The sequence below is a fragment of the Pseudoalteromonas tetraodonis genome (assembly GCF_002310835.1).
Lineage (GTDB): Bacteria > Pseudomonadota > Gammaproteobacteria > Enterobacterales > Alteromonadaceae > Pseudoalteromonas > Pseudoalteromonas tetraodonis.
Window position 1 is genome coordinate 478,952 of sequence record NZ_CP011042.1, and the last position, 24,219, is coordinate 503,170.

Genomic DNA, 24,219 nt, shown 5'->3' on the forward strand with positions numbered 1-24,219 from the left:
ATGAAACACATCATCGGCTTAAGTGCAATTGCACTGGCAATATTAAGCGGTTGTTCGAATACCGCCACACTTACTCAATCACCACAAACGTCACTTTTATCACCAACGCTTGTTGTCAGTCCTAACGATAACCGTGAATATAAAACACTAACACTTGCCAATGATATTGAAGTGATTTTAGTTTCTGATCCAAGCGCAGAAAAATCGGCTGCTTCATTGAGTGTCGGCGTCGGCCTGCTGCACGACCCAATGAGCCAGCAAGGTATGGCGCATTATTTAGAACATATGTTGTTTTTAGGCACTGAGCGCTACCCTGACACTAAAGGGTACTCTGATTTTATGACTAAAAACGGCGGAGCGCATAATGCCTATACGTGGCTCGATATTACAAACTACATGTTTAAAATTAATAACGATGCGTTTGATGAAGGCTTAGACCGCTTTTCAGACTTTTTTAAAGCCCCTAAGCTTTACCCAGAATACACAGAAAAAGAAAAAAACGCAGTGAATGCTGAGTGGTCAATGCGTCGTGAAATGGACTTTTTTGGCCAATTTAAACTTGCACGTAAAATGATGGGTGAACACCCAGCTAATCGATTCTTAATTGGTAACCTTGAAACGTTAGGCGATAAAGCTGATAGTTCATTACACAAAGAAACTGTTGATTTTTATAATAAATATTATTCATCAAATATTATGAAAGTGGCGTTAATTTCTAATTTACCGCTTAAAGAAATGCAGAAAAAAGCAGAAAAATACTTCGCTGATATTAAAAATAAAAATATTGAAAAGCCAAAAGTATCAGCCAAGCTAGATTTTGATAATGCCGGTGGTAAACGTGTTTTTTACTCGCCAAACGAAGACGTTAAACAATTACAGCTCGACTTTACAATCACTAATAATCAAACTGAATTTGCAGTAAAACCTAATCGTTTTGTTGCCTATTTACTTAGCAATGAAATGCCAGGTAGCCCAGCACAAATATTACGTGATAAAGGCTGGGTATCGCAGTTATCAGCATCTGCTTCACCAAATCAATATGGTAACTATGGCTCTTTAAATGTGAACATAGAGCTGACTGATGAAGGCATGAAAAACCGCGAAGCCATTGTTGCGATTATTATGCAATATATTGATTTAATTAAACGTGAAGGTGTTAATAGTAAGTACTTTAATGAAATTCGTACCTCTTTGAATAACCAGTTTAAATTTTTAGAAAAAGGCGATGAGTTTAACTACGTCAGTGCGCTGACTCAAAGCATGCAAGATTATCCGTTAAATCATGCGATAAACGCACCATACTACTACGCTAAGTTTGATGCTGATGCGGTTAATAATGTACTAAAACAACTTAACGCAGACACCTTACGTGTTTGGTATATTTCTCAACAAGAAGACACTGATTCACAATTACATTTTTATGATGGTAAATACCGAATTAGTGATATTAGCGACGCAGAAATTGCCAGCTGGGAAAAACCAAGTGAATTTAATTTAGCCTTACCAAGTGTTAACAACTTACTGCCAGAGAGTTTTGCAATTAAAACGCAGGCTTTTAAAGAGCAAAAACACCCAGAACTTAGCTATGATAAAAACGGTGTAAAAATTTGGCGCCAAGCAAGCCAGCAGTTTGCAGAGCAACCCAAAGGTTTAGTTGAGGTGTATATCAACACACAAACAGGGTTGCGTGATATTAACTCAACCGTCCTTTATTCTGTGTGGGCAGATTTATATAACACTCAATTAAGTCAGCTACGAACCGAAGCGGCTATTGCCGGTATGAATGTTAATTTAAGCTCAAGCAATGGCTTAGTTTTATCATTAAGTGGTTTTACCGATAAACAAGATACCTTACTTAAACAAGCGTTAGCTGGATTTGACGATGAAATTTCAGCACAAGCATTTAATCAAGCGATTGACCGTTATCAACGTGATTTACTCAATCAGCAAAAACAGTTCCCGTATGCACAAGCGTTTAGTGAATATTCAAAACTGACTCGAACCGGTAGTTTTGATACTGACGCGCTTATTAAGGCAGCTCAATCACTGACACTCGCTGATTTACAAGCATTAAAGCAAAGCACCTTAGCGAATAATAACTTACGCGTATTTAGCTATGGTAACTATAATCAAAAAGATATTGATGCCATTGCTGCTGAATTAACGGCTATTTTACCAAATAATCATACAAAATCTGAGTTTGCTCGCAGTAAAGCTTGGTTACCACAACTAGGTGAAGCGCGCGTATTACACAAAGATATTGATGTAGCTGATGTAGCCGTTGTCGATATGACCATTCACCCAACGCCAGGTTACAAACAAAAAGCGCAGGCGGCGGTTTTACAAGGACACTTTAGAACAATCGCGTTTGACAAAATGCGTACCGAAGAACAACTAGCTTATGCGGTAGGGGCATTAGCGCGTCCTATTGAGGATTACTCTGGTATTGGATTGTTTATTCAAACGCCGGTTAAAGGGCCAAAAGAAATTCAAGTACGCTTTGATAAGTTCAAAAAAGAGTACGCTTCTGAGCTTAATGCCATGAGTGAAGAGACATTTGCACAGCTTAAAAATGCAACGTTGGTCTCGTTAAAAGAACAGCCAAAGAATTTAAGTGACGAAATGAGTCCATTGATTAACGATTGGTACCGTGAAAACTTTGATTTTGATTCAAAACAAAAGCTAATTGCAGAAGTAGAAAAGGTCACCCTTGCTGATATTAAAGACTACTACCAGCAAACCATGTTAAATCCACAAGCAGCCCGCTTAAATGTGCAATTACGTGGCAGTAAGTTTAGTGATAGCGAGTTTGCAGATTTGCCAAACCAAACTAAAGTGACGAGTTTAGATGCTTACTACAGCGATATAAAATTGCAAAAGTAAGTTGAAATTACTCAAAAACTAAACAAAACCCAGCCATTGTTGACTGGGTTTTGTTTTAACGGCGTTAATTATGGTTTTAGTAAAATGGCTACCATTGCCATGTTAGGCCATAAGTAAAAAGCCAATTATGGCAAAGCCTGCAGCAATTAAGGTATAAGGTAATTGCGTTACAGCATGACTGATCAAATTACAGCCAGAGCCTTGTGCTGCTAGTACGGTTGAATCAGAGTAAAAACAGGCTTGGCTACCAAATGAAGACGCTGAAAGTAATGCGCCAATCACCAATGGAATATTTGCATCAACCGCCGTCGCAAGGGGCATGACAATAGGAATTGAAACCGCAAAAATCCCCCAACTTGAACCCGTCGCAAACGCTAATATCGACATCGCAAAAAATACCACCGCAGGTAAATAGCCAGCGGTCATATACGGGCTTAAGCTGCCAATCACAAATTGTGGTAAGCCAATTAAATCGCATACATCTTTAAAAATAAAGGCGGCAATCACGGTTCCAATTGCGGGGATCATACTTTTAAAACCATCCAGCATACGCTCAATCATTTCGCTAAAGCTCATTAATTTTTGTAACGCATAAAATGGCAAAGTGACAGCCATTGTCGCTAATAGACCTTTGTACACATCTATTTCAAAATATACGGTAAATGCGACTAATAAAATAATCGGCAACAGAAAGTTATATAACTTACCTTTAGGATCCGCATCTTCAAAGTGTTCCTCCGCTGCTTTTACTGCATATTCATCGGCGGTTTGTACTTGAGTATAAATCGCAGGCTCTAAAGTAGGAGCGTGAGTTAGCGCCTGTTGCTCGGCTTTTTTCATGGGGCCAAAAGTAGGGATCACGCCGGCAATAACCAGCACCACAGTCAACACCGCAAACCAGGCATAAAACATGTACGGAATGGCTTGAATATAAACGGCAATGCCTTTGCCTTCTTCTGCAATGCCGTTATCGACTAACAGGCCACCAAAAAATACAGCCCACGTTGACAAAGGGACGAGTACACAAATAGGCGCTGCCGTTGAATCAACAACGTAAGCGAGCATTTCACGACTCACTTTAAATTTGTCGGTGATCCGCTTCATGGTTTCACCCACGGTAAGCGCGTTTAAATAATCGTCAATAAATATCACGACACCCAAACAAAAGGTCATAAATAAGGAGGATCGTTTACCTCGGGTGTACTTTAAAGCCAAACTACCAAACGCAGAAGCCCCTCCAGTGCGCACTAATAAGGCAATAAGCGCACCAAAGCCGCCACACACAAGTATTAACCAACCAATGGTTTCATCTGTCATTACTTTGAGTGATGTGCTGGCAAAACTTGAGAGAACTTTGCTAGGGTCAGCTAAAACAAGGCCAACTAATGCACCAATCAGTAACGATAAAATAGGGCGGCGTAAAACAACAGCCAATACAACCACTACCGCAGGCGGCAGTAGAGTTAACGCAGAAGGTTCAAGCATTTATAAGATCACAAAATTAAAAGCAGATTTAAAAAGTAAACTGCTTATACAAAAACAAAGAAGATGATAAGTTTGTTGTTAAATCATTTTCCAAGTCACTGCTTTTGCACGCGTGAAGGGCACTTAAAAAATTATGTTAAATTAATAGTTTTAGTGAAACGCGTTGGCTTTGGCGCCAGACGGAGCAAGGAATGCATGCCGCTATTGTTGTGCCTTTAAAAACATCGGCGCAAAAGTAATCTTCTTTTTTATTTCAGTCAATAAAAAAATATCGGGTCGTGAAAAATATTATCAGGAGTTATTTTGAATATTGCTTTTACAACAGAGCGCTTACACATACGCTTCGCACAAATAGCAGATGCGGCGGAGTTACTTAAGTTGGTTAATCAGGCTAATTTCACCAAATACATTGGTGATAAAGGTATTTATACTTTAGGCGACGCTAAAAAATACATCAAAGACAGTTTTATATCTGCCCATAAGCAGCATGGCTTTGGGCCTTATATAATCGCATTACATGATGAAACACTAGTTGGTATTGTTGGGTTTTATCAGCGAGCTGTTCTGCAATATCCCGACTTAGGGTTTGCGCTAAAAGACGGTTTTGAAAAAAAGGGCTATATTTTTGAAGCGGCAAATACCTTGATAAGCCATAGACAAAACTTGGGGATTAACCAGGTTTCGGCGATCGCCCGCAATGATAACCGCGCATCAAAAAATGTATTACAAAAGCTCGGTTTTAAAACCCAAGGTCAAGTGATCATAGAAAGCACTAACATTTCGGTAGATGTATATTTACTTAATACAGAGCGAAATTAAATTCGCGCTTTTTCAATTTCTTTTGCCGCAAGGATGTTGATTTGTTGCCACATTTTTTCAAGAGTAGCCACCAATGAATCATAGCCATCATCATTGATTGGCATAACAGATGAGAAATTATGGATGCTTAGTAAACGCCTACCCGATTCTGGGTGAGTGTAGTATAAACGCCATAGCCCTGAAATATCTGCATTACCTTGCAGATCACCGTTAAAGTGGTGTAGTTCGTATTCTAATTCGTAAAATGTTTGTTGCTGTTGGTCAGTAATAACGGGTAAGCCTTTAATAACCATCCAGTTTGTCATGGTATTAAATAATGTTTGCTGCGCGCTGGCACTGAGCATAACATCTGGCGACTCACCCCATAGATGATAATTAGCAGCATGGATTTGATTACTATCTACTTTCATAGCAATACCCCGATTATTCAATGCGCCTCTTAGGGTGACTGTTTGCACGCGCAGTTGTGCCTGTGTATCTTGCACATTTCGCGAAGAGTCATTAATGGGCTGCTCAAATTGGTAATACTGAATTGTTGTTTGAATAGCAGAGCTGCAACCACTGATAAAGATCACACCCGTTAAAAGTAAAAATAGTGCCTTCATTATTGCTTCCTCGGTTGTGGATCGTTAGGTAGTGATTTGTCAAAAATGAGCATATTAGGTTGCTCGTTTAAGCCACGGGTAAGAGGCTGAAACTCTTCTGTTAAACGTTTAATTTGTAGCAGTGTTTGCTCAAGTTGATAGTGCATTTGAGAGCCTGCTTGATAGCTTGCCATGGTTTTATCAAACTGGCGCATGGTTATTTCAAATTGTTCCATACTTTTGGTTATTTTTTCGAGATTACGATTAAAGTCGCCAGGTAAATTTTGTGTATCGGGCTTATTTAATAATGTGCGCATCTCACTGGCCAGAGCTTGATACTCGCTAAAGGTTGATTGCATTTTTGCCAAACTGTCTTCAATTTTTAAATTATTCACTTTATTAAGTACATCCGATACTTGATCGGCAAGTACCGTTATACCGCTCGATACACTAGGAAACACATCGTATTGAGCAAGCTTTTTAAGCTCGCTTTTTGGGGTGTCGGTATAAAAGTCAAAATCGACGTAAACTGCACCGGTTAGCAAATTACCCGGTTTAAGTGACGCTCTCATGCCATTTTCAATCCACTCGTTAATGCTTGTTTCCCAATACTCTTTTGCTACCGAGGTGATATGGTATAAACGACCATATTCTACTTTTATCAATACCGGAACTGCGGTATTTTTAGCGCGAAAATGAGCCGGTTTCCCATCTATAATTACATTGGCGGGCGCTTCAACCACTGTGCCGACGCGAGTACCTCTATACTCAACTGGCGCACCAACACGGAGTCCTCTAATCGATTGTTCGAATTCAATAAGGTAATAATCAAAATCATAGAAACGCTCTTCTAAAGCTTTCTTATAACTTTGACTCAAAGAAAAGCTATGACCATCTTGTGCTAAATCGCCAGGGGCTTGCTGATCAGGTAAGCCAACAGAAATACCGCCTTTTAATAATTTGCTTAGTGAACCGGTATTAATATTTATGCCATCAGCAGAAAGATCTATCTCAATACCTGAGTTAACCCAAAAAATAGAGTTTAAAGTGATCAGGTTCTCATAGGGGGCTTTAATAAAAATACCGTATTGCATTGCTTGGTTTTTCCAATCAAAGGTGGCGGTTTCTATTTGGCCTATTTTGTAGTTTTTGAAAAATATACCAGTACTCACATCAAGTACCTCAGCATTGTAACTGAGTAACTTAAAGCGTCCACCTTGAACATGTTTACCAATTAATGCGGGCTCTTCTTGCAGGGTAAAGCGCTTTTTAAGTCGGTTACTTTCTCCCGGTGAAAGCTCTAAATAAACCCCTGAAAGTAGGGTACTCATACCACTGATCCCAGTTTCATCAATGCGTGGCTTTACTACCCAAATACTGGCATCTTCGGTGAGTAAATTATCATAGTTTTTATCTATTTGTGCTCGGGCAATTACACTGTCTTGGCTGTCAGAAAGGCGGACGTGATCAATTTGACCTATTTTAACACTTCGCACTTTTATTTCTGTTTTACCAGCAATAATCCCCTCTGCTTGGGGCATAGTGATGTAGATTGTTTGCCCTTTATTTAATTGATACTGATAAAGCATCCAAACACCAACAAATAAGGCAACCACAGGAATGATCCAAATTGCAGAAATACTTGATTTTTGTGCTACGTTAGCTGTTTTAGTCATGCTTTATTCTCTGCGTTATTATTTTTGGTGAGTCCCACAGTAGGCGAGGGTCAAATGCGTGTGCCGCCATCATTTGGCATAATACCATAACGGTAAAAAAGACAATGCCCAAACCGGGTGTAACCGACATTAAATTTCCTAGCTGCACCAGTGCAACTAATATAGCCACAACAAACACATCAATCATAGACCATTTACCTATAAATTCAGTAAGTTGATACACTTTTGTGTAACCTTTTGTATGCAGGTTAGCGGGTTTTGTAACCATAAAACACAAAAAGCTTAAAATAAGCGCTTTGGCTAACGGTACCACCACACTGGCAAAAAATATAATAATAGCAATAGGATACGATCCACTATTCCATAACGTAATAACACCCGAAATAAGGGTTGCAGGTGTTTCATCCCCTAGGCTAATAGTGTACATAATGGGGAGCAAATTCGCAGGAATATAACAAATCAGAGAAGTAACTAACCATGCAGCCGCTTTTTGTACGCTGTTGGGGTTTCTTAAATACGTTTTACTGTGGCAACGAGGGCAGATTGATTCAACGCTTAGTTGATGGCAAACATGGCAGGCTTTTATATTCTCATCAATAGCCCGCTCAGCGGTTGAAGTATTTTGAAGTGTAGTGGCAGGGCTTACTTGTGACCACAGCCTAGCACGATTTAAACGCGTCAATGCACTAACATAAAAAATAACAAATCCCACATAGGCAAAAAAACTGATACCAAAGCTAACTTCAGCCAATGACATTATTTTTACCATGCTAACTAAAACACCAATCAGAAATATTTCTGACATGATCCAAGGCTCTAGCGTTAAAGTGAATTTTAATAGTCTTCTTGCAACTGCTTGCGGCAGTGCTTTGAGTGCGCCTAAATGCAAAGGGATCAAAATAATCAGCAAACTCATAGGTAAAATAATAATGCTGATATCGATAAATAGGCCGAGTAGGTCACTATCATAGTTAAATAAAATCCGTGCTGCGTCGGGCAGGGTAATAGTTTGGGTAATACCATTACTACTAAAAGAGATAAACGGATAAAACATACTGCTGAGCAACATTAATAACGCGCTTAAACTCAGTGCGACTATTTCAGTGTCATGGTTTATATTAATACCGCGGACTTTATGGCTACAGCGTGGGCACAATGCCACTTGTTTGGCATTAATCTCAGGAATATCAATGATAAGATCACAGCTTGGGCAGGCAGTTTGCAAAATGTTAGCTTATAATTAATTCAATAATTTAAATATTGCTATAAATAATAGTTAAATACAAACGCTGCGGCTAAATTACTAAAGAAAAGTAACCCCAACAACTGAAAATAAAAACGGATTAGGTGAAAGAGTGAAAGTTGTATTTTTATTGGCCTTAGTGTGTTTATGTGGTGATAGTTTTGCATTTGTTAATGATAATAAGCAGCAACGAGTCATTATTGCGGCTAACCCTACTGTTGCGCCTTATGTAATAAGTGAAAATGATTCAGGTATTCAGCTCGAGATTGTAAAGGCAGCACTTAACAATCAAGACATAAATGAGGTTGATGTACATTACATGTCAAATCAGCGTGCAGATGCTTTATTGAACCAAGGCCATGTTGATATTGCATTAAATTACTCGGGTATTTTAATTTCTGGCATATATCGAAGCCAATCGGTTGTTAGTTATGAGAATGTGGTGGTGAGTCTTAAAAAGAGTAACTTCACTATTAATAGTATTTACGATCTGGCGACTAAAAGTGTTTTAGCATTTCAAAATGCGCCTGCTTATTTACCCAAAGAATTTGGTCATAACTTGGAAAACTTGAGAGGCTATGAAGAAGTATTCAATCAACAAGCGCAGATACACCATTTAATGGCAGGATGGGTTGATACGATTATTCTCGATAGACGTATATTTCTTCACTACTTAAAGGAATATCAAAAAACCAATACCACTAAAGATTTTGTTATTCATGCTATTTTTCCACCTGCGGCAAGACCTGCGTATTTTAACAATGATTTGCTGAGACAGCAGTTTGACAAAGGCTTAGCAAATATAATTCAAAGCGGTGAATATCGCACCATAATGCTTAACTTAGATAAGCAATATACACAGCGCGATTTCACTGCTCTTTAATTAATCAAATAAAGCAACAGTTTGACGGGTGAGCGCAATAAGCTCACCCGATTGCGACCAAATACAGCCATCTTCTAAGCCGTAGCCATCTTTTGAATGATGAGTGATTGCTTCAAAACCCAACCATTCACCTGGCACTAAATTAGGCTCTTGTACAAATTCTAAATACCACGACATGCTACTAGCCGGTGCAGGTTGCTTAAACATTTGTAGTAATGTTGGTGGCCATGCGTCAGTAAGAGCAATAACATGAGCTTCTGTAATTTCTTGTGGCGTGTGTTTAAATCGCATCCAACCACCAAGGTGAGAGGTTTGCGCACTACTAAACGGCATGGCACCTTGCTGTGGGCATAAATCAACATGCTGAAAAAATTCTGGCATTTTCCCAGGTACAAAGCCTAAACAATGGGCTTCGTTTACAGGGTGTAAGGTTAACGACTTTGATACCGGCACATTAATTGATGAGTTACGATTTTTGGCAAAACAGGCCTGCACGATGACACATACCGCATCATCTTGAATCGCTTTGGCGAGCACTTGGGTACTGCTTTTACCTTCACGTAATATTTCTACCGATAATAAAAACGGTTTTTCAGCTAATAATGGCCCTACAAAGTTTGTACTTAAAGAAAGCAGTCTTCTTGATGAATCAACTTTATTGCGCATTGCTTGATAAAGTAGCGCAGCAGAGAGGCCACCAAAAGCAGTACGACCTTGGCACCAGTTAGCAGGAAACTGCATGGTATTGGTTAACGGGTCAGTTTCCTGACTCGCTTGGGCTGCTTGTTTTAATAATTGTTCAAAGTGCACAAATAATGTCCTTTTGCTGTTATTTGCTGAATTTATATCACACCCAAACTCATCAGACCAGACAATAAATAAGCTCCCAAATTACAAAAAATGAGCAATCCCTACTCTTTTTAGGGTTATTTAGTAAATAAATTAAAAAAAATGCGTTTTTTTTCATTTTTACAGTTGAATTAAGTTTGTGGCATCCCTATTAACTAGTCATCGAATGTATTAACGAATTTAGAAGTTGGAGAAGATTCATGGGTAGAATTATTGGAATCGATTTAGGTACTACTAACTCTTGTGTTGCAGTACTTGATGGTGACAAAGCACGTGTTATTGAAAATGCGGAAGGCGATCGCACAACCCCGTCTATTATTGCTTACACGCAAGACGGTGAAACGTTAGTAGGTCAACCTGCAAAACGTCAAGCGGTAACTAACCCAACAAACACGTTATTTGCAATCAAACGTTTAATTGGTCGTCGCTTTGAAGACGAAGAAGTACAACGTGATATCGGCATCATGCCTTTCAAAATTATCAAAGCAGATAATGGCGATGCATGGGTAGAAGCAGGCGGTGAAAAACGCGCTGCACCACAAATTTCTGCTGAAGTACTGAAAAAAATGAAGAAAACGGCTGAAGACTTCTTAGGTGAAGAAGTAACTGAAGCGGTAATCACAGTACCGGCATACTTTAACGATTCACAACGTCAAGCTACAAAAGATGCGGGCCGTATTGCGGGTCTTGAAGTAAAACGTATTATCAATGAGCCAACAGCTGCAGCCCTTGCATACGGTATGGATAAAAACCGTGGCGAAAACGTAGTAGCGGTATACGACTTAGGTGGTGGTACTTTCGATTTATCAATCATTGAAATTGATGAAGTTGAAGGCGAGCACACATTTGAAGTACTTGCGACAAATGGTGACACTCACTTAGGTGGTGAAGATTTTGATAACCGTGTAATCAACTACTTAGTTGCTGAATTCAAGAAAGATCAAGGTATCGATTTACAAAATGATCCGCTTGCTATGCAACGCGTTAAAGAAGCAGCAGAGAAAGCAAAAATTGAGCTTTCATCAGCACAATCTACAGAAGTTAACCTTCCGTACGTAACCGCTGATGCATCAGGTCCTAAGCACATGAACGTGAAATTAACACGTGCTAAGCTTGAGTCACTGGTTGAAGACTTAGTGACTAAGTCGATTGAACCGCTTAAACGCGCACTAGCTGATGCTGACCTGTCTGTGAACGATATCAACGATATCATTCTAGTGGGTGGTCAAACGCGTATGCCACTTGTTCAAAGAACAGTTGCTGAATTCTTTGGTAAAGAACCACGTAAAGACGTTAACCCTGATGAAGCGGTAGCTGTGGGTGCTGCGATTCAAGGTGGTGTACTTGCAGGTGACGTGAAAGACGTACTATTACTAGACGTATCACCATTATCTCTAGGTATTGAGACGATGGGGTCAGTAATGACAGCACTGATTGAGAAAAACACCACGATTCCTACTAAGAAATCGCAAACATTCTCAACAGCAGAAGATAATCAATCTGCAGTAACCATTCATGTGTTACAAGGTGAGCGTAAACGTTCAAGTGATAACAAATCGCTAGGTCAATTTAACCTAGAAGGCATTCGCCCAGCACAACGTGGTACGCCACAAATCGAAGTAACATTCGATGTTGATGCCGATGGTATCTTACATGTATCTGCAAAAGATAAAGATACAGGTAAAGAGCAAAAAATCACTATTCAAGCATCTTCTGGCTTAAGCGATGAAGAAGTTGAAAAAATGGTTCGTGATGCAGAAGCGCACGCTGAAGACGATAAAAAGTTTGAAGAGTTAGTAGCTGCACGTAACCAAGCTGATGCACTTGTTCACGGTACACGTAAGCAAATTGAAGAAGCGGGTGATGCTCTGCCAAGCGAAGACAAAGACGCGATTGAAGCGGCTGTTGTTGACCTAGAAGCAGCAATTAAGAGTGACGACAAAGCAGAGATTGAAGCGAAAACGCAAGCGCTTGCTGAAAAGTCTCAAAAGCTAATGGAAATCGCTCAAGCTAAAGCACAACAAGCTGGTGGTGACGCTGGTGAACAACAACAGTCAGCTAAACAAGATGACGATGTTGTTGATGCAGAGTTCGAAGAAGTTAAAGACGACAAGTAATTGTTGCTAACGCTTCTCGCTAATTTAAAACACATGACCAAATCAAGTGTTTGAGTTAGGATGAACACATGAGGCGCGTAGGCTAAAGCTTAACGCGCCTTTTGCATGTAAAGAGAAGTGAATAAAACGCTTTAAAAATTCAATGATAAATCGATATGATTTATCGGTTTGTCCAGCAGCTAACGCTGTAAATAGAAAAGAGTAGTGTGATAGATATGTCAAAACGCGATTATTACGAAGTCCTCGGCGTAAGCAAAGATGCGAGTGAGCGAGACATAAAAAAAGCGTATAAACGCTTAGCGATGAAATATCACCCCGATCGTACCGCCGGTGATAAAGACCTTGAAACTAAATTCAAGGAAGTTAAAGAAGCTTACGAAATACTGACTGATGCGCAAAAGCGTCAAATGTATGACCAATACGGCCATGCAGCCTTCGAACAAGGTGGTGGCGGTGGTCACGGTGGCTTTGGCGGCGGCCAAGGTGATTTTGGTGATATTTTTGGTGACGTATTTGGTGATATTTTTGGTGGCGGCGGTGGTCGACGTCAATCACGCCAGCAACGTGGCTCAGATTTACGTTACAACATGGACTTAAGCTTAGAAGAAGCGGTTCGTGGTAAAGACGTTGAGATTAAAGTACCTACTTGGGTTAGTTGTGAACCATGTGATGGCAGTGGTGCTAAAGCGGGTTCAAAGCCAAAGACATGTACAACCTGTCATGGTGCAGGCCAAGTACAAATGCGCCAAGGTTTTTTTGCCGTGCAGCAAACCTGTCCGACGTGTCATGGCCAAGGTCAGATCATTTCAGATCCTTGTAATAAATGTCATGGGCAAGGCCGTGTAGAAAAAACTAAAACGCTATCGGTTAAAATCCCGGCAGGCGTAGATACTGGCGATCGTATTCGCTTATCAGGTGAAGGCGAAGCAGGCATGCATGGTGCACCAGCAGGTGACTTGTATGTGCAAGTATCTGTTCGTGAACACAAAATATTTGTTCGTGAAGCTAATAATTTATATTGTGAAGTACCAATAAGCTTTACCACCGCAGGCCTTGGCGGTGAAATTGAAGTGCCAACGCTTGATGGGCGTGCAAAGCTTAAAATACCGTCAGAAACACAAACGGGCAAAATGTTCCGTATGCGTGGCAAAGGTGTTAAGTCAGTACGCAGTGGCGCTCAAGGCGATTTAATTTGTAAGGTTGTGATTGAAACGCCAGTTAATTTAAACGAGCGTCAACGTGACTTACTTAAAGAATTAGATGAAAGTATGGGCAAAGACAGCTCAAAAAACCGCCCTAAAGAGCAAGGTTTTTTTGATGGGGTTAAAAAGTTTTTTGATGACTTAACTAAGTAATTAGTCGGATCAATAGACCCTAGTAAAAACGGCGCTTTTTTAGCGCCGTTTTTTTATGTTTAATGTGCTAAATTATTAGGGAAATTTATTTTGGACTTTATCAGATGACCCCCGCTATAGAGCAGCTAAAAAAAAGCGATATTAAGTTTGACATACTTAGTTACGAGCACGATATAAACAATACTAATTACGGCCTCGAAGCGGTTGAAAAGCTTAATCTAAATAGCGCCCAAGTATTTAAAACCCTAGTGCTTGAAACCTCAGAGCAACAGCTTATTGTAGCGGTGACTCCCGTCACTCAGCAGGTTAATTTAAAACAGCTTGCGAAGCTTTGTGCAGTAAAAAAAGTGATGATGGCAGACCCACATAAAGTGCAGGCGAGTACCGGTTATATTTTGGGAGGAGTAAGCCCCCTTGGCCAAAAAAAACGGCTAAAAACATACATACACTCCAGTGCGTTAGATTTTGAAATGATATATGTTAGTGCCGGAAAACGAGGGTTAGAAGTAACACTAAGTGCAAAAAGCTTAGCACATGTAATCCAAGCTTCGTTTGCAGTTTTTTAAACTTTTGTTTAGCTAAAATAAGGGGATACAAGTATCCATCTGATTACTTGCGGCAATAGGTATTGTTAACTAATGTTGTTACTACACATAACACGTTTTTGTTAATACCTTTTAGATTGGCGTGTCGCCTTTACTTTGTTTTAACGAAAATTTGCTCGCAGCTATTTTGGTAAAACATACGCATGAAAATACTTGTTGTTGATGATATGCCGTTAATGCGTCATGTATTAATTAATATGTTAAGGCAGTTAAATTATAAAGATATTGTTGAAGCCACAGATGGGCTTCAAGCATTAAACATACTGCAAAATCAAATGTTTGATTTGGTTATAACAGACCTTCATATGCCTAAAATGGATGGCATTACTTTACTTGATAATATTAGAAAAGATGCCGAGCTGAAAAACCTTCCTGTACTTATGGTGACCTGTGAAGATAGTTCTTCGACTGTCAAAAAAGCGATTAATGCTAAAGTGTCAGGGTTTATCGTAAAGCCTTTTAATATGAATGTGTTATCAGCTCAATTAACCCGTTTATCGATAAAAGCCTAAAGCGAATCGTTTATAAAGTAGAGTTATCTACCGACTGTTTAAAAAATGTATTAGCGCAACAGCCGTTCATTATTTTCTACCCTGATGTGATAGCATTATGCTATTAACTAATCGTAAAGTAATTATTGAGGAAGTATGGCTAAGCCCAATAAAAAAGGGCCTACAAAAACGGTCGATATATTTTGTTCTGCGTGTAAGGCACCGTTATTCAAATACCGTAAAGGTGGCAAAGGTGCTTTAGTAAAATGTTTTATAGAAAGAATAACCCAAGATCACACCCATACTGAATGCGTATGTCCAGGCTGTGAACGACCTTTTGCCCGCCCCACAATTATAAGAGGAACCCCCGCCTATAAAATGATTGGTGGTAAAGTCACGTTTAAATAAACGTTTCGTTTATAGCCTAAAGTAGTGCGGGGCGGACATAAGCCCTTGTTTGCTTTTTTTGCACTGGTAAACTTCGCTGGTTTTGCTGTTTCAATGATTGAAAAAAACCCTCCCCATGGATTGGGCCAGTCAGTTGGGTTTTAAAATGGAAAAGGATAGACGTGTGATCGCACTTTTATTTGATATTGTTGGTATGAGTGGCACTTTTTTAGTGGTTGGTTCATTTTTTTTGCTGCAACTAAATAAAGTTTCACCTAAAAGTTTAACGTATAACTTAATGAATTTAAGTGGCGCTATTTTGTTACTTATTAGCCTTTGTTATAACTTTAACTTAGCAAGCTTTGTGATTGAAATATTTTGGATTGCAGCCTCATTAATTGGCTTATACAAATACTTTAAAGACAAACCTGTCGTTGTAAAAGCGTAAATTAAGCTAAAACAGCACACCTTAAAAGGTGATTAAACCGTGGAATGTAATATTTCACGGTTTTTTAGTTTCAGTACAATTGTTAACAAAAAGTTTCTTCTGCAAAGGGGGATAACTCGTTACAATATTAGCTATTACTTATTATTGGCATCATAGTTGTCATAGGCGTTTATGTTCTCCATCCCCAAAAAAATTATTTTTGCCTGTATATTGTTAGTACTATTATTGGTGGTCACCTTTTCGTTTGGTCGTGCTTATGATTTAGGGCAAGCCAAAATTCAAGCTGATCAACAAGTCATCCAATTAAATAATTATATCGATAACGAACTCGCTCGATTTGCGGCTATCCCTCAGCTGCTAACTGAAAATAACGTATTGATTCGTTTTACTAATAATGAATCACAACACTTTAATGCAATTAACAATTACCTTGCTGATATTCAACAAGCCAGTGGTGCCTCAGATGTATACATACTAGATACTCATGGCGATGTTATTGCCAGTAGTAACTGGCAAACCGACTATACATTTTTAGGTAGTAACTTTGCATTTAGACCTTATTTTAAACAAGCGTTTGCCGGTGAAAAGGTCGCATACTTTGCACTTGGTCAGCGCTCAAAAGAGCGCGGAATTTATTTTTCCCAAGCTATTTACCTAGATGGAAAAGCCATTGGCGTGGTGGCGCTTAAAATTAATGTCGCTAAATTTGAAAACGATCGTTCGCTTTTAAATACCTCAAAAGGAAGCCATTTTTATTTGCAACTTGCCGATAATATTATTGCCATGTCGGATGAACCCGCATGGCGTTTAAATAGTTTTACAGAGCTTGATATTACCGCGCGTCGTGATATTAAACAGCGCCGTGCTTACTTAGATCATCAACCGTTACAAATTAAACAACAGCGCTACAAAAGCCAAGGCATTGAGCAATTTAAAATTGCTAAAGATGAATACGTTGCCGCCTCAAGACCCTTAACGCATCTGAATGCAACCATGACAGTGCTTGTTGATATTTCAAACATTAACGCCTTACAGGTGCCTAGATTACTATGGCTAGTGTTATTTTATTGGGTGTTTATTTTTGTTGGATATAGCTTATTGGCACGCTTTGCCGGGTATAAAAAATTACTGTATTCGCGTCACAGTTTAGAGCTCGAAGTACTAGAGCGTACTCAAGCACTCGAAAAAGCCCAAACCGCATTAGTACAGTCGGCAAAGTTAGCCACCATAGGGCAATTGAGTGCGGGCATTAATCACGAAATTAATCAACCGCTCAGCGCAATGAACACCTATTTAGCCAGTGCTAAAATTTTCCTAAAAAAGGGAAAGCTCAACGCATTAAATGAAAACTTAATCATTATCGAGAATTTAGTAGAGCGGGTGCATAAAATAGTGGCGCAGCTTAAACACTTTAGTAAACCGGCGACCATGCAACTTCGGCCTCATCCACTGTCGGCGTTATTAAACAATGCGTTGATGATCACCCATCCGCAACTTAAACAAGACGATGTTAACGTAAGTGCACCGCAGTTTTCGCAAGAGATCACTGTGTGGGTCGATGCGTTAAAGTTTGAACAAGTATTGGTTAATGTGATCACCAATGCATCACAGGCAATGAAAGGTGAGCCAGTTAGAGAGCTCAGTTTTGATGTTGAATGCTTTGAAGAGCGCGTTAAGCTTTCTATATTAGATAGTGGCTCTGGTATTGAGCATCACGTATTGGGGTCTATTTTTGAACCTTTTTATAGCACCAAATCAAGTAACGGTTTAGGGCTGGGCTTATCGATTTCAAAGCAAATTATTGAATCATTTAATGGTTACTTAACTGCACATAACCGCCCTGAAGGCGGTGCGCAATTTATTATTAGTTTATCAAGCATAGAGGCCACTAAAAATGATTGAAGCCGTTGTTTGCAAACAGATTATTGTTATTGATGATGAAGCGATGATCCGCGATTCATTGAATCAGCTATTAACGCTCGAGGGGTATGAGGTACAGTGTTTTAGTGATGCAAGTGTTGCCTTAAGTCGCTTAAATCGTAGTTTTTGTGGCATTGTACTCAGTGATATAAACATGCCCACTATGGATGGTTTAACCTTTATTGATCAGGTAAAAGCATTTGATAGCGAACTACCCGTGATATTTTTAACCGGTTATGCTGATGTTTCTGTTGCGGTAAAAGCGATGCAACTAGGCGCGTATGATTTATTTGAAAAACCACTGAACGAAAATTTATTAGATTGTATTGCCAGAGCCTCAGATAAACGTGCTTTAGTAATGGAAAACAGAGCGCTGAAGCGCGCGGTTGAGAAAACGTCGGCGCCCGGTGTACGTATTTTAGGTGATACGCTTAAAATGCAGCATATGATGAACCTACTCAACACGGTGATTGATACACCAGCTGATGTGCTGATTGAAGGTGAAACTGGCACAGGTAAAGAATTGGTTGCCCGTTATTTACACGACCATAGTAACCGTTCAAGCTGTCAGTTTGTGGCTATTAACTGTGGGGCAGTCCCAGAGCAATTAATAGAAAGCGAACTGTTTGGGGCTATCAGCGGAGCCTTTACTGGCGCAACACACGATCGCAAAGGTAAATTTGAGTTTGCACAAGGCGGCACCGTTTTTTTAGATGAAATTGAAAGCTCTCCTTTATCGCTTCAAGTTAAATTACTACGGGTGCTTGAAGAGCGAAAAGTAACCCCCGTTGGTGCTAATAAAGCCATCGAGCTTGATATTCGTATTGTCGCAGCCACCAAAGTCGATTTACTTTCGCTGGTAGAAAAAGGTGAGTTTAGAGCCGACTTATATTACCGACTTAGTTTAGTAAAAGTCAGCATCCCTGCATTAAGAGACAGAAAAGCAGATATTCCACTGTTGTTTAAACATTTTAGCTCTATAGCTGCGACCCGCTTTCATAAACCGTTAGGGGCGCTCAATATAGAACTACAACAACGTTTACTAGCGCATGATTGGCCTGGCAATGTGCGGGAATTGAGAAATCAAGCCGAGCGCGCGGTATTGCTAGGCCCCGATCTGGCATTTGCACAAAGTGACTCAAGCAACAGCACGCTATCATTAGATTTGAGCCTAGCCGAAAAGGTCAGCTTTTATGAGCAATCCTTAATTGAAGAGGCGCTAGAGCTTAACCATGGCAGCATTAAAGACTCCATGACAACCTTACAAATTGCGCGTAAAACCCTCTACGATAAAATGAGTAAATATAACCTTAATCGAGATATGTTCACCGATTAATGGGTGGAAATGGTGATATTGAGTGTTTTTTATGTGTGGAAACCCGCACATTTCAGTGTTTGTTTTTAAACCTTTATTTTTTAAATCACTGAAAATTATTGTTATTTTTTAGTTGGTCATGTTCTTGCTTTGTAGGCGCAGACAACAAGTAGCATCACATAATTAGGACACATAATGAAAAACAATATATTCCAAGGTTCAGTACTTGCTGCGTTATGCAGTGCTGCCACGTTACCTGCAACCACTTTTGCTGCAGACTACACAGTGTATGGTAAAGCCGAAGTACAAATTGCTAACACCGATACAGGCATAATGCGTTACGCTGACGAAGGCACGCAAATAGATGCCCCTTTTTCGCGTATTGGCATTAAAGGTAACCATAAATTAAATGAGTATTTTACCGCGGTATTTAAATACGAAGTTCAAGTAAAAGGTTTTGAACACGACGACACCAATGAGCCTTTTGCAGCACGCAATACTTACCTTGGTCTAAAAGGTGCTTTTGGTGAAGTGGTCGTAGGGCGAAACGACACGCGTTTTAAATACTCTGAGGGCAAGCTTGATAACTTTAACGAAACCCAAGCAGATATTTCACAAGTTATTGCAGGACAAGATCGCTTAGGCGATACCATTACCTATACCTCTAAGTACTGGCACAATGCACAGTTTTCATTTACCTATGCGCCAAAAGATGACAACAAAGATAACGAAGCAGGATTTGCGGCAACTCTTATTTATGGTGATCGTAATTTAAATAAAACACCTTACTCTATTTCAATCAGCCATGTTGATTCGCTTAATAACATTAAAGCAAGCCGTATTGCGGGTGTGTATAAGTTTGAAAAATTACAATTAGGGGCATTGTACCAGCATTCAGAATCGATTGACGGCGCTAAGTCTGGCAACGGTTATGTACTAAGCGCAAGCTATAAGTTAGACAAATGGGTACCTAAAGTACAATTTGCAAAAGATGATTCAAAACTACGTCAAACATCAGACGCTACCCAGTGGACCACGGGTGTAGATTATGTATTTGACAAGCAAACCACAGCTTACCTTTTATACACTGACCTCGACCTAGAAGAAAATGCTGATAGCAGTGTTGCACTTGGTCTTAAATATAAATTTTAAGGGCTGAACAAATGACAAAACGTATTTTAGAAAATAACGCGAATAAAAAGCCATTTATGCAATGGCTGTTTTTGTTACTTGGCCCATGTGTCATGCTACTTACTTGCTTAGTTGAGCCGCCAGTAGGTATGTCGGCGGCAGCGTTTAAAACCGCAGGCTTAGCATTTTGGATGGCCTCGTGGTGGGTGAGTGAGGTAGTGCCTATTCCTGCTACTGCGTTACTCCCTTTAGTGATTTCGCCGATTGTTGATATAGCCGCGATAAAAAGTGTTGCAGCGCCTTATGCGCATCCGCTGATCTTTTTATTTTTAGGTGGCTTTTTAATCTCAATAGCGATGGAGCGTTGGGGATTACACAAGCGTATTGCATTAAAAACAATGCTTTATGCGGGTAAAAAACCAAGCTTACAAATTTTAGCGATGATGTTAGTGACTGCATTTTTATCAATGTGGATGTCTAATACCGCTACAGCAGTAATGATGCTACCTATCGCTTTATCTATTACCCATTTAGTTAAAAGCTCAGATCCTAGTAATGAAGGTTTTGGTAAAGCCCTTTTACTGTCGATTGCTTATGGCGCGAGTATTGGCGGTATTGCTACTTTAATCGGTACTCCACCAAATGCATTAATGGCGGCGTACCTATCAGACAGTTATCAGATTGAAATTGGCTTTGCCGAGTGGATGATTGTTGGTGTGCCTTTAGCGCTCGGTATGTTGCTGATCAGCTGGATTTGGTTAACTAAATTCACTTATAAGGTCGATGCGAATGTACAAGCGAACAAGCGTATTAATACTAAAGTGGTATTCTCTTCACAATTAAAAGACTTAGGTCTAATGCAACGTGCTGAAAAGGGCGTGTTGTTTGTATTTGTGCTTGCCGCTATTTGTTGGATATTTAGACCTTTATTAGGCGATGTTACCGGGCTTAAAATTTCAGATACCGGTATTGCTATTGCCGCTGCATTATTACTGTTTGTACTACCGGCAAATAAAGGCAGTGATGCGCGTATTTTAGATTGGGAAAGTGCCGCTAAAGTGCCGTGGGGTGTGTTGCTTTTATTTGGTGGCGGATTAACACTTGCCTCGCAAATAAAGTCATCAGGATTAGCTGACTACATTGCCAATATGATTGAAGGGGCGAGTACTATTCCATTAGTCATGAGCATTCTTGTTGTGGTTGCGCTGATTACGTTCTTAACCGAAATAACCAGTAATACGGCAACAGCAGCAGGCTTTTTACCACTGCTAGGCCCCGTTGCTGAGTCAGTAACAGGCAGTCCGTTAGTGTGGGTTATTCCAGCTGCGATTGCGTGTAGTTGTGCGTTTATGATGCCAGTAGCCACACCACCCAATGCGATTGTGTTTGGCTCGGGTGAAATTAAAATGAAAGACATGATCCGTGCTGGCTTTGTGTTAAATATTGTCGCTATTGTTTTAATTACCTTAGTAACAATGACCATAGCAGCCCAAGTTTTTGGTTTTTAATAACCCACTTTAATCAACTAACAAAACAGATAACCGATGCACACAAAAGCAGTGCATCGGTATGCGTTCCAACCAACCTGTTGAGTGTTTTTGCAATCCTTTACCTCGTGTTGCAAAATCACTCTTTATTGCTCGAGTAACAGAACAAGGTTATAGTCTTGAAAACGTTATAAATCGGGTAGCCTATTTTGAACACTGACACATTATCTACAGGGTCTTTGCGTTCGCAATTTAATGAACTAAAGCATGCTTTTGAAGACACCCCTTATTTACCCATTGAGCAACGTCTTGCTTTACTCAAAAAATTACGCGCTAACATTGTAACGTTAGAGCAAGACTTGATTGCTGCAGTATCTAAAGATTTTGGATACCGAACGGCGTTCGATACCTTAGTGGGGGATATTTTGCCCACCATGCAGGGACTTGCGCATATTATTAAAAAGCTACCTCGCTGGTCTAAGCCTAGTCAGCGCAGCGCGGGGTTAAGCTTATGGCCCTCAAAAGTAAGTGTCACCTATCAGCCTATTGGTGTGGTGGGTGTGATTGCACCATGGAACTATCCCATTCAACTAGCATTGGTACCTGTTATTACTGCGATTGCAGCGGGTAACAGGGTGATGTTAAAGCTCAGTGAATTTACGCCTAACACCAATGCCGTTATTGAAAAAATATTTGCAGATGAATTAAGCCAACACTGCACAATTATTCAAGGTGGTAGCGACGTGGCAAGTGAGTTTTCATCATTGCCGTTTGCGCATTTACTGTTTACAGGCTCGACGGCTGTTGGCAAGTTAGTTATGGCCGCGGCCAGTAAAAATTTAACGCCAGTAACATTAGAACTCGGCGGAAAATCGCCCGTTATTGTGTTAGAAAAAGCCGATGTAAATAAAGCCGCGCGTGCTTTATTATTTGGAAAAATGGCCAATGCAGGGCAGATATGTGTAGCGCCTGACTACGTGTTTGTTCCTAAAGCAGTAGAGCATCAATTCATTAAAGCGCTTTGTACCCTTTATAAAAAACACTTTAAGCAAGGTGTTGAAGGTAAAAACCTGACCTCGATTATAAGCCCTGCACATTATCAACGTTTGCTCGGTTATTTAGAGCAAGCACAAGAGCAAGGCGCTAAAATTACTAAACCGCTTGAACAAAACCAGCAAGATGGCGAAAAGCATCGTATGGGTCTGCATATTGTTACGCACGTAACAGATGAGATGACATTAATGCAAGAAGAGCTATTTGGTCCCATTTTACCCATTATGAGTTACGACAAATTAGAGGACGTGCTTAATTATATTCGATTACGCGACCACCCATTAGCCCTTTACATTTTAGGTCAAGATAAACAGGCGCAACAGTACATTATTAAGCAAACACTTAGCGGAACAGTTGCGGTAAACGACACATTAATACAAGTAGCTGCCGATGATGTGCCGTTTGGTGGCGTGGGGCATTCGGGGATGGGGCATTATCACGGCAAAGAAGGTTTTCTCACCTTTAGCCATGCAAAAAATACCTTAGTCTCTGGCTCGGTTAACCCGCGCATTGGTTTATTACTTAAACAAAATAAATTACTGATCAAAGTGCTAAAGTGGCTTTATGTAAAATAGCCTGTAGCGTTTAAAACAAAAAAGCTGAATGAATCACTTCATTCAGCTTTTTTAATAGCTAACTTAAAACAGGCGTCCTTCGCCAGCATACGTTCCCGCTAAAATTTTGGTATAAATTGCATCGGCTTTTTCTTTTGCCTCAGCTACCTCTTTAGGAAGCATAGTACGTTCATCAAGTTTACGGCTGTGACTGGCTTGCATGTTGCCGTTATACTCGGCAATGGTATTCCACACATACGACATTTCAAGATTTTTTGGCATTCCTAAGCCTTCAAAATACATCAGTGCTAAATTAAACTGCGCCAATGTGTAATTATTAGCAGCGGCTTTTTCATACCATGTTCTGGCGGCTTTATAATCTTGGCTAACACCATCGCCATTTGCGTACATTACACCTAAGTTATACTGTGCTGCGGGAAGGTTCTTATTTGCTGCTTTTTCAAATAAGGTTATGGCCATTTGTTTGTCTAATTTAACGCCATTGCCTTCGTCATATAAAACCGCAAGTGCAAACATTGAATCTACATGGTTCTTTTTAACGGCTTGTTGGTACAGCTCAGCTGCTTTGTAATAATCACGGGTAACGCCATGGCCACCTTCGTATAGCTTACCTAATTCGTAAATACCCGGTGCATAGCCTTTGTCAGCTAAATAATTAAACTCTTTAAGTGCTTCTTCAAATTCACCCGCATTAGCAGCTCTGATCCCTTCTTCTAGTCCAGCATGAGCAAGAGGGGTAGCGAGCATAATACCGGCCAGTAGCAGTGCTTTAAAATTAGACTGTGACATAAGCATGTCTCCAAATTAGTTGTCGTTCTATGTAAGCGCCATAAAAGTAAAACTTACCTAGTGAATCTATTAGGGATAGGTAAAAAATTATGAGCTAAATTAATAACGCCAACGTTTATAACCT

The 24,219-nt window shown here is 39.9% G+C and carries 19 protein-coding genes and 1 pseudogene; 14 read left to right on the forward strand and 6 right to left on the reverse strand.

Annotation, left to right across the window (positions count from 1 at the left end):
* The gene (locus PTET_RS17875; protein ID WP_096039062.1) at positions 1-2,883 is read left to right on the forward strand and encodes an insulinase family protein; all 2,883 of its coding nucleotides are present in this window, start codon (positions 1-3) and stop codon (positions 2,881-2,883) included.
* 102 nt (positions 2,884-2,985) lie between these two features.
* Here the strand turns inward: PTET_RS17875 and PTET_RS17880 are convergent, their stop codons facing one another.
* Complete coding sequence (locus PTET_RS17880; RefSeq protein ID WP_096039063.1) at positions 2,986-4,368, reverse strand: Na+/H+ antiporter NhaC family protein; 1,383 nt, start codon at positions 4,366-4,368, stop codon at positions 2,986-2,988.
* A 303-nt stretch (positions 4,369-4,671) separates the two neighbouring features.
* Between PTET_RS17880 and PTET_RS17885 the strand changes: the two genes are divergently transcribed.
* A complete protein-coding gene (locus PTET_RS17885; protein WP_096039064.1) occupies positions 4,672-5,187 on the forward strand; it encodes a GNAT family N-acetyltransferase in 516 nt (171 codons plus the stop codon).
* Here PTET_RS17885 and PTET_RS17890 read toward each other — a convergent pair.
* From PTET_RS17890 to PTET_RS17900, 3 genes and pseudogenes are all read right to left on the reverse strand, one after another.
* Entirely contained in the window at positions 5,184-5,792 is a 609-nt protein-coding gene (locus tag PTET_RS17890) for a PqiC family protein (protein WP_013463162.1), read from the reverse strand. The genes PTET_RS17885 and PTET_RS17890 overlap by 4 nt on opposite strands.
* Complete coding sequence (gene pqiB / locus PTET_RS17895; RefSeq protein ID WP_096039065.1) at positions 5,792-7,447, reverse strand: intermembrane transport protein PqiB; 1,656 nt, start codon at positions 7,445-7,447, stop codon at positions 5,792-5,794. The genes PTET_RS17890 and pqiB overlap by 1 nt, the downstream gene beginning before the upstream one ends.
* Positions 7,444-8,672: pseudogene (locus PTET_RS17900) on the reverse strand (PqiA/YebS family transporter subunit). The gene pqiB and the pseudogene PTET_RS17900 overlap by 4 nt, the downstream one beginning before the upstream one ends.
* A gap of 130 nt (positions 8,673-8,802) precedes the next feature.
* Between PTET_RS17900 and PTET_RS17905 the strand changes: the two are divergent.
* Positions 8,803-9,573: a substrate-binding periplasmic protein gene (locus PTET_RS17905; RefSeq protein WP_013463165.1), complete on the forward strand. Its 771-nt coding sequence runs from the start codon at positions 8,803-8,805 to the stop codon at positions 9,571-9,573.
* Here the strand turns inward: PTET_RS17905 and PTET_RS17910 are convergent, their stop codons facing one another.
* Positions 9,574-10,383, reverse strand: a complete 810-nt coding sequence (locus PTET_RS17910) for a thioesterase family protein (RefSeq protein ID WP_013463166.1) — start codon at positions 10,381-10,383, stop codon at positions 9,574-9,576.
* A 239-nt stretch (positions 10,384-10,622) separates the two neighbouring features.
* Between PTET_RS17910 and dnaK the strand changes: the two genes are divergently transcribed.
* The 11 genes from dnaK (at position 10,623) to PTET_RS17965 (ending at position 23,306) form a co-directional block, all read left to right on the forward strand.
* The gene (dnaK, locus tag PTET_RS17915; protein ID WP_013463167.1) at positions 10,623-12,539 is read left to right on the forward strand and encodes a molecular chaperone DnaK; all 1,917 of its coding nucleotides are present in this window, start codon (positions 10,623-10,625) and stop codon (positions 12,537-12,539) included.
* 215 nt (positions 12,540-12,754) lie between these two features.
* Positions 12,755-13,894, forward strand: a complete 1,140-nt coding sequence (gene dnaJ, locus PTET_RS17920) for a molecular chaperone DnaJ (protein WP_013463168.1) — start codon at positions 12,755-12,757, stop codon at positions 13,892-13,894.
* Positions 13,895-13,998: 104 nt separating this feature from the next.
* Positions 13,999-14,460, forward strand: coding sequence for a Cys-tRNA(Pro) deacylase (gene ybaK / locus PTET_RS17925; RefSeq protein WP_096039066.1), 462 nt, complete (start codon positions 13,999-14,001; stop codon positions 14,458-14,460).
* A gap of 182 nt (positions 14,461-14,642) precedes the next feature.
* Positions 14,643-15,011 (forward strand): response regulator, encoded by a 369-nt coding sequence (locus PTET_RS17930; RefSeq protein ID WP_058155943.1) that lies wholly within the window; start codon positions 14,643-14,645, stop codon positions 15,009-15,011.
* Between the two features lie 135 nt (positions 15,012-15,146).
* Positions 15,147-15,398, forward strand: coding sequence for a hypothetical protein (locus PTET_RS19260; RefSeq protein ID WP_013463170.1), 252 nt, complete (start codon positions 15,147-15,149; stop codon positions 15,396-15,398).
* A gap of 163 nt (positions 15,399-15,561) precedes the next feature.
* Positions 15,562-15,825 carry a CBU_0592 family membrane protein gene (locus PTET_RS17940; protein WP_029609945.1) on the forward strand — a complete coding sequence of 88 codons (264 nt, stop codon included), beginning with the start codon at positions 15,562-15,564 and terminating at the stop codon, positions 15,823-15,825.
* A 171-nt stretch (positions 15,826-15,996) separates the two neighbouring features.
* Positions 15,997-17,727: a sensor histidine kinase gene (locus tag PTET_RS17945; protein WP_013463172.1), complete on the forward strand. Its 1,731-nt coding sequence runs from the start codon at positions 15,997-15,999 to the stop codon at positions 17,725-17,727.
* Complete coding sequence (locus PTET_RS17950; protein ID WP_096039067.1) at positions 17,720-19,081, forward strand: sigma-54-dependent transcriptional regulator; 1,362 nt, start codon at positions 17,720-17,722, stop codon at positions 19,079-19,081. Before PTET_RS17945 ends, PTET_RS17950 begins: the two co-directional genes overlap by 8 nt.
* 174 nt (positions 19,082-19,255) lie before the next feature.
* Complete coding sequence (locus PTET_RS17955) at positions 19,256-20,212, forward strand: porin (protein WP_013463174.1); 957 nt, start codon at positions 19,256-19,258, stop codon at positions 20,210-20,212.
* 11 nt (positions 20,213-20,223) lie between these two features.
* Positions 20,224-21,699 carry an SLC13 family permease gene (locus tag PTET_RS17960; protein WP_096039068.1) on the forward strand — a complete coding sequence of 492 codons (1,476 nt, stop codon included), beginning with the start codon at positions 20,224-20,226 and terminating at the stop codon, positions 21,697-21,699.
* 188 nt (positions 21,700-21,887) lie between these two features.
* Positions 21,888-23,306 carry a coniferyl aldehyde dehydrogenase gene (locus tag PTET_RS17965; RefSeq protein ID WP_096039069.1) on the forward strand — a complete coding sequence of 473 codons (1,419 nt, stop codon included), beginning with the start codon at positions 21,888-21,890 and terminating at the stop codon, positions 23,304-23,306.
* A 63-nt stretch (positions 23,307-23,369) separates the two neighbouring features.
* Here PTET_RS17965 and PTET_RS17970 read toward each other — a convergent pair whose 3' ends face one another.
* Entirely contained in the window at positions 23,370-24,095 is a 726-nt protein-coding gene (locus tag PTET_RS17970; RefSeq protein WP_013463177.1) for a tetratricopeptide repeat protein, read from the reverse strand.
* Positions 24,096-24,219: the final 124 nt, after the last annotated feature.

Bases quoted from the DNA above. Each gene is read 5' to 3' on its own strand.
- PTET_RS17930 (WP_058155943.1), top strand. From the start codon at position 14,643: ATGAAAATACTTGTTGTTGATGATATGCCGTTAATGCGTCATGTATTA.
- ybaK (WP_096039066.1), top strand. From the start codon at position 13,999: ATGACCCCCGCTATAGAGCAGCTAAAAAAAAGCGATATTAAGTTTGAC.
- dnaK (WP_013463167.1), top strand. From the start codon at position 10,623: ATGGGTAGAATTATTGGAATCGATTTAGGTACTACTAACTCTTGTGTT.
- PTET_RS17970 (WP_013463177.1), bottom strand. From the start codon at position 24,095: ATGTCACAGTCTAATTTTAAAGCACTGCTACTGGCCGGTATTATGCTC.
- PTET_RS17890 (WP_013463162.1), bottom strand. From the start codon at position 5,792: ATGAAGGCACTATTTTTACTTTTAACGGGTGTGATCTTTATCAGTGGT.
- PTET_RS17960 (WP_096039068.1), top strand. From the start codon at position 20,224: ATGACAAAACGTATTTTAGAAAATAACGCGAATAAAAAGCCATTTATG.
- dnaJ (WP_013463168.1), top strand. From the start codon at position 12,755: ATGTCAAAACGCGATTATTACGAAGTCCTCGGCGTAAGCAAAGATGCG.
- PTET_RS17955 (WP_013463174.1), top strand. From the start codon at position 19,256: ATGAAAAACAATATATTCCAAGGTTCAGTACTTGCTGCGTTATGCAGT.
- PTET_RS19260 (WP_013463170.1), top strand. From the start codon at position 15,147: ATGGCTAAGCCCAATAAAAAAGGGCCTACAAAAACGGTCGATATATTT.
- PTET_RS17950 (WP_096039067.1), top strand. From the start codon at position 17,720: ATGATTGAAGCCGTTGTTTGCAAACAGATTATTGTTATTGATGATGAA.
- PTET_RS17880 (WP_096039063.1), bottom strand. From the start codon at position 4,368: ATGCTTGAACCTTCTGCGTTAACTCTACTGCCGCCTGCGGTAGTGGTT.
- pqiB (WP_096039065.1), bottom strand. From the start codon at position 7,447: ATGACTAAAACAGCTAACGTAGCACAAAAATCAAGTATTTCTGCAATT.
- PTET_RS17875 (WP_096039062.1), top strand. From the start codon at position 1: ATGAAACACATCATCGGCTTAAGTGCAATTGCACTGGCAATATTAAGC.
- PTET_RS17945 (WP_013463172.1), top strand. From the start codon at position 15,997: ATGTTCTCCATCCCCAAAAAAATTATTTTTGCCTGTATATTGTTAGTA.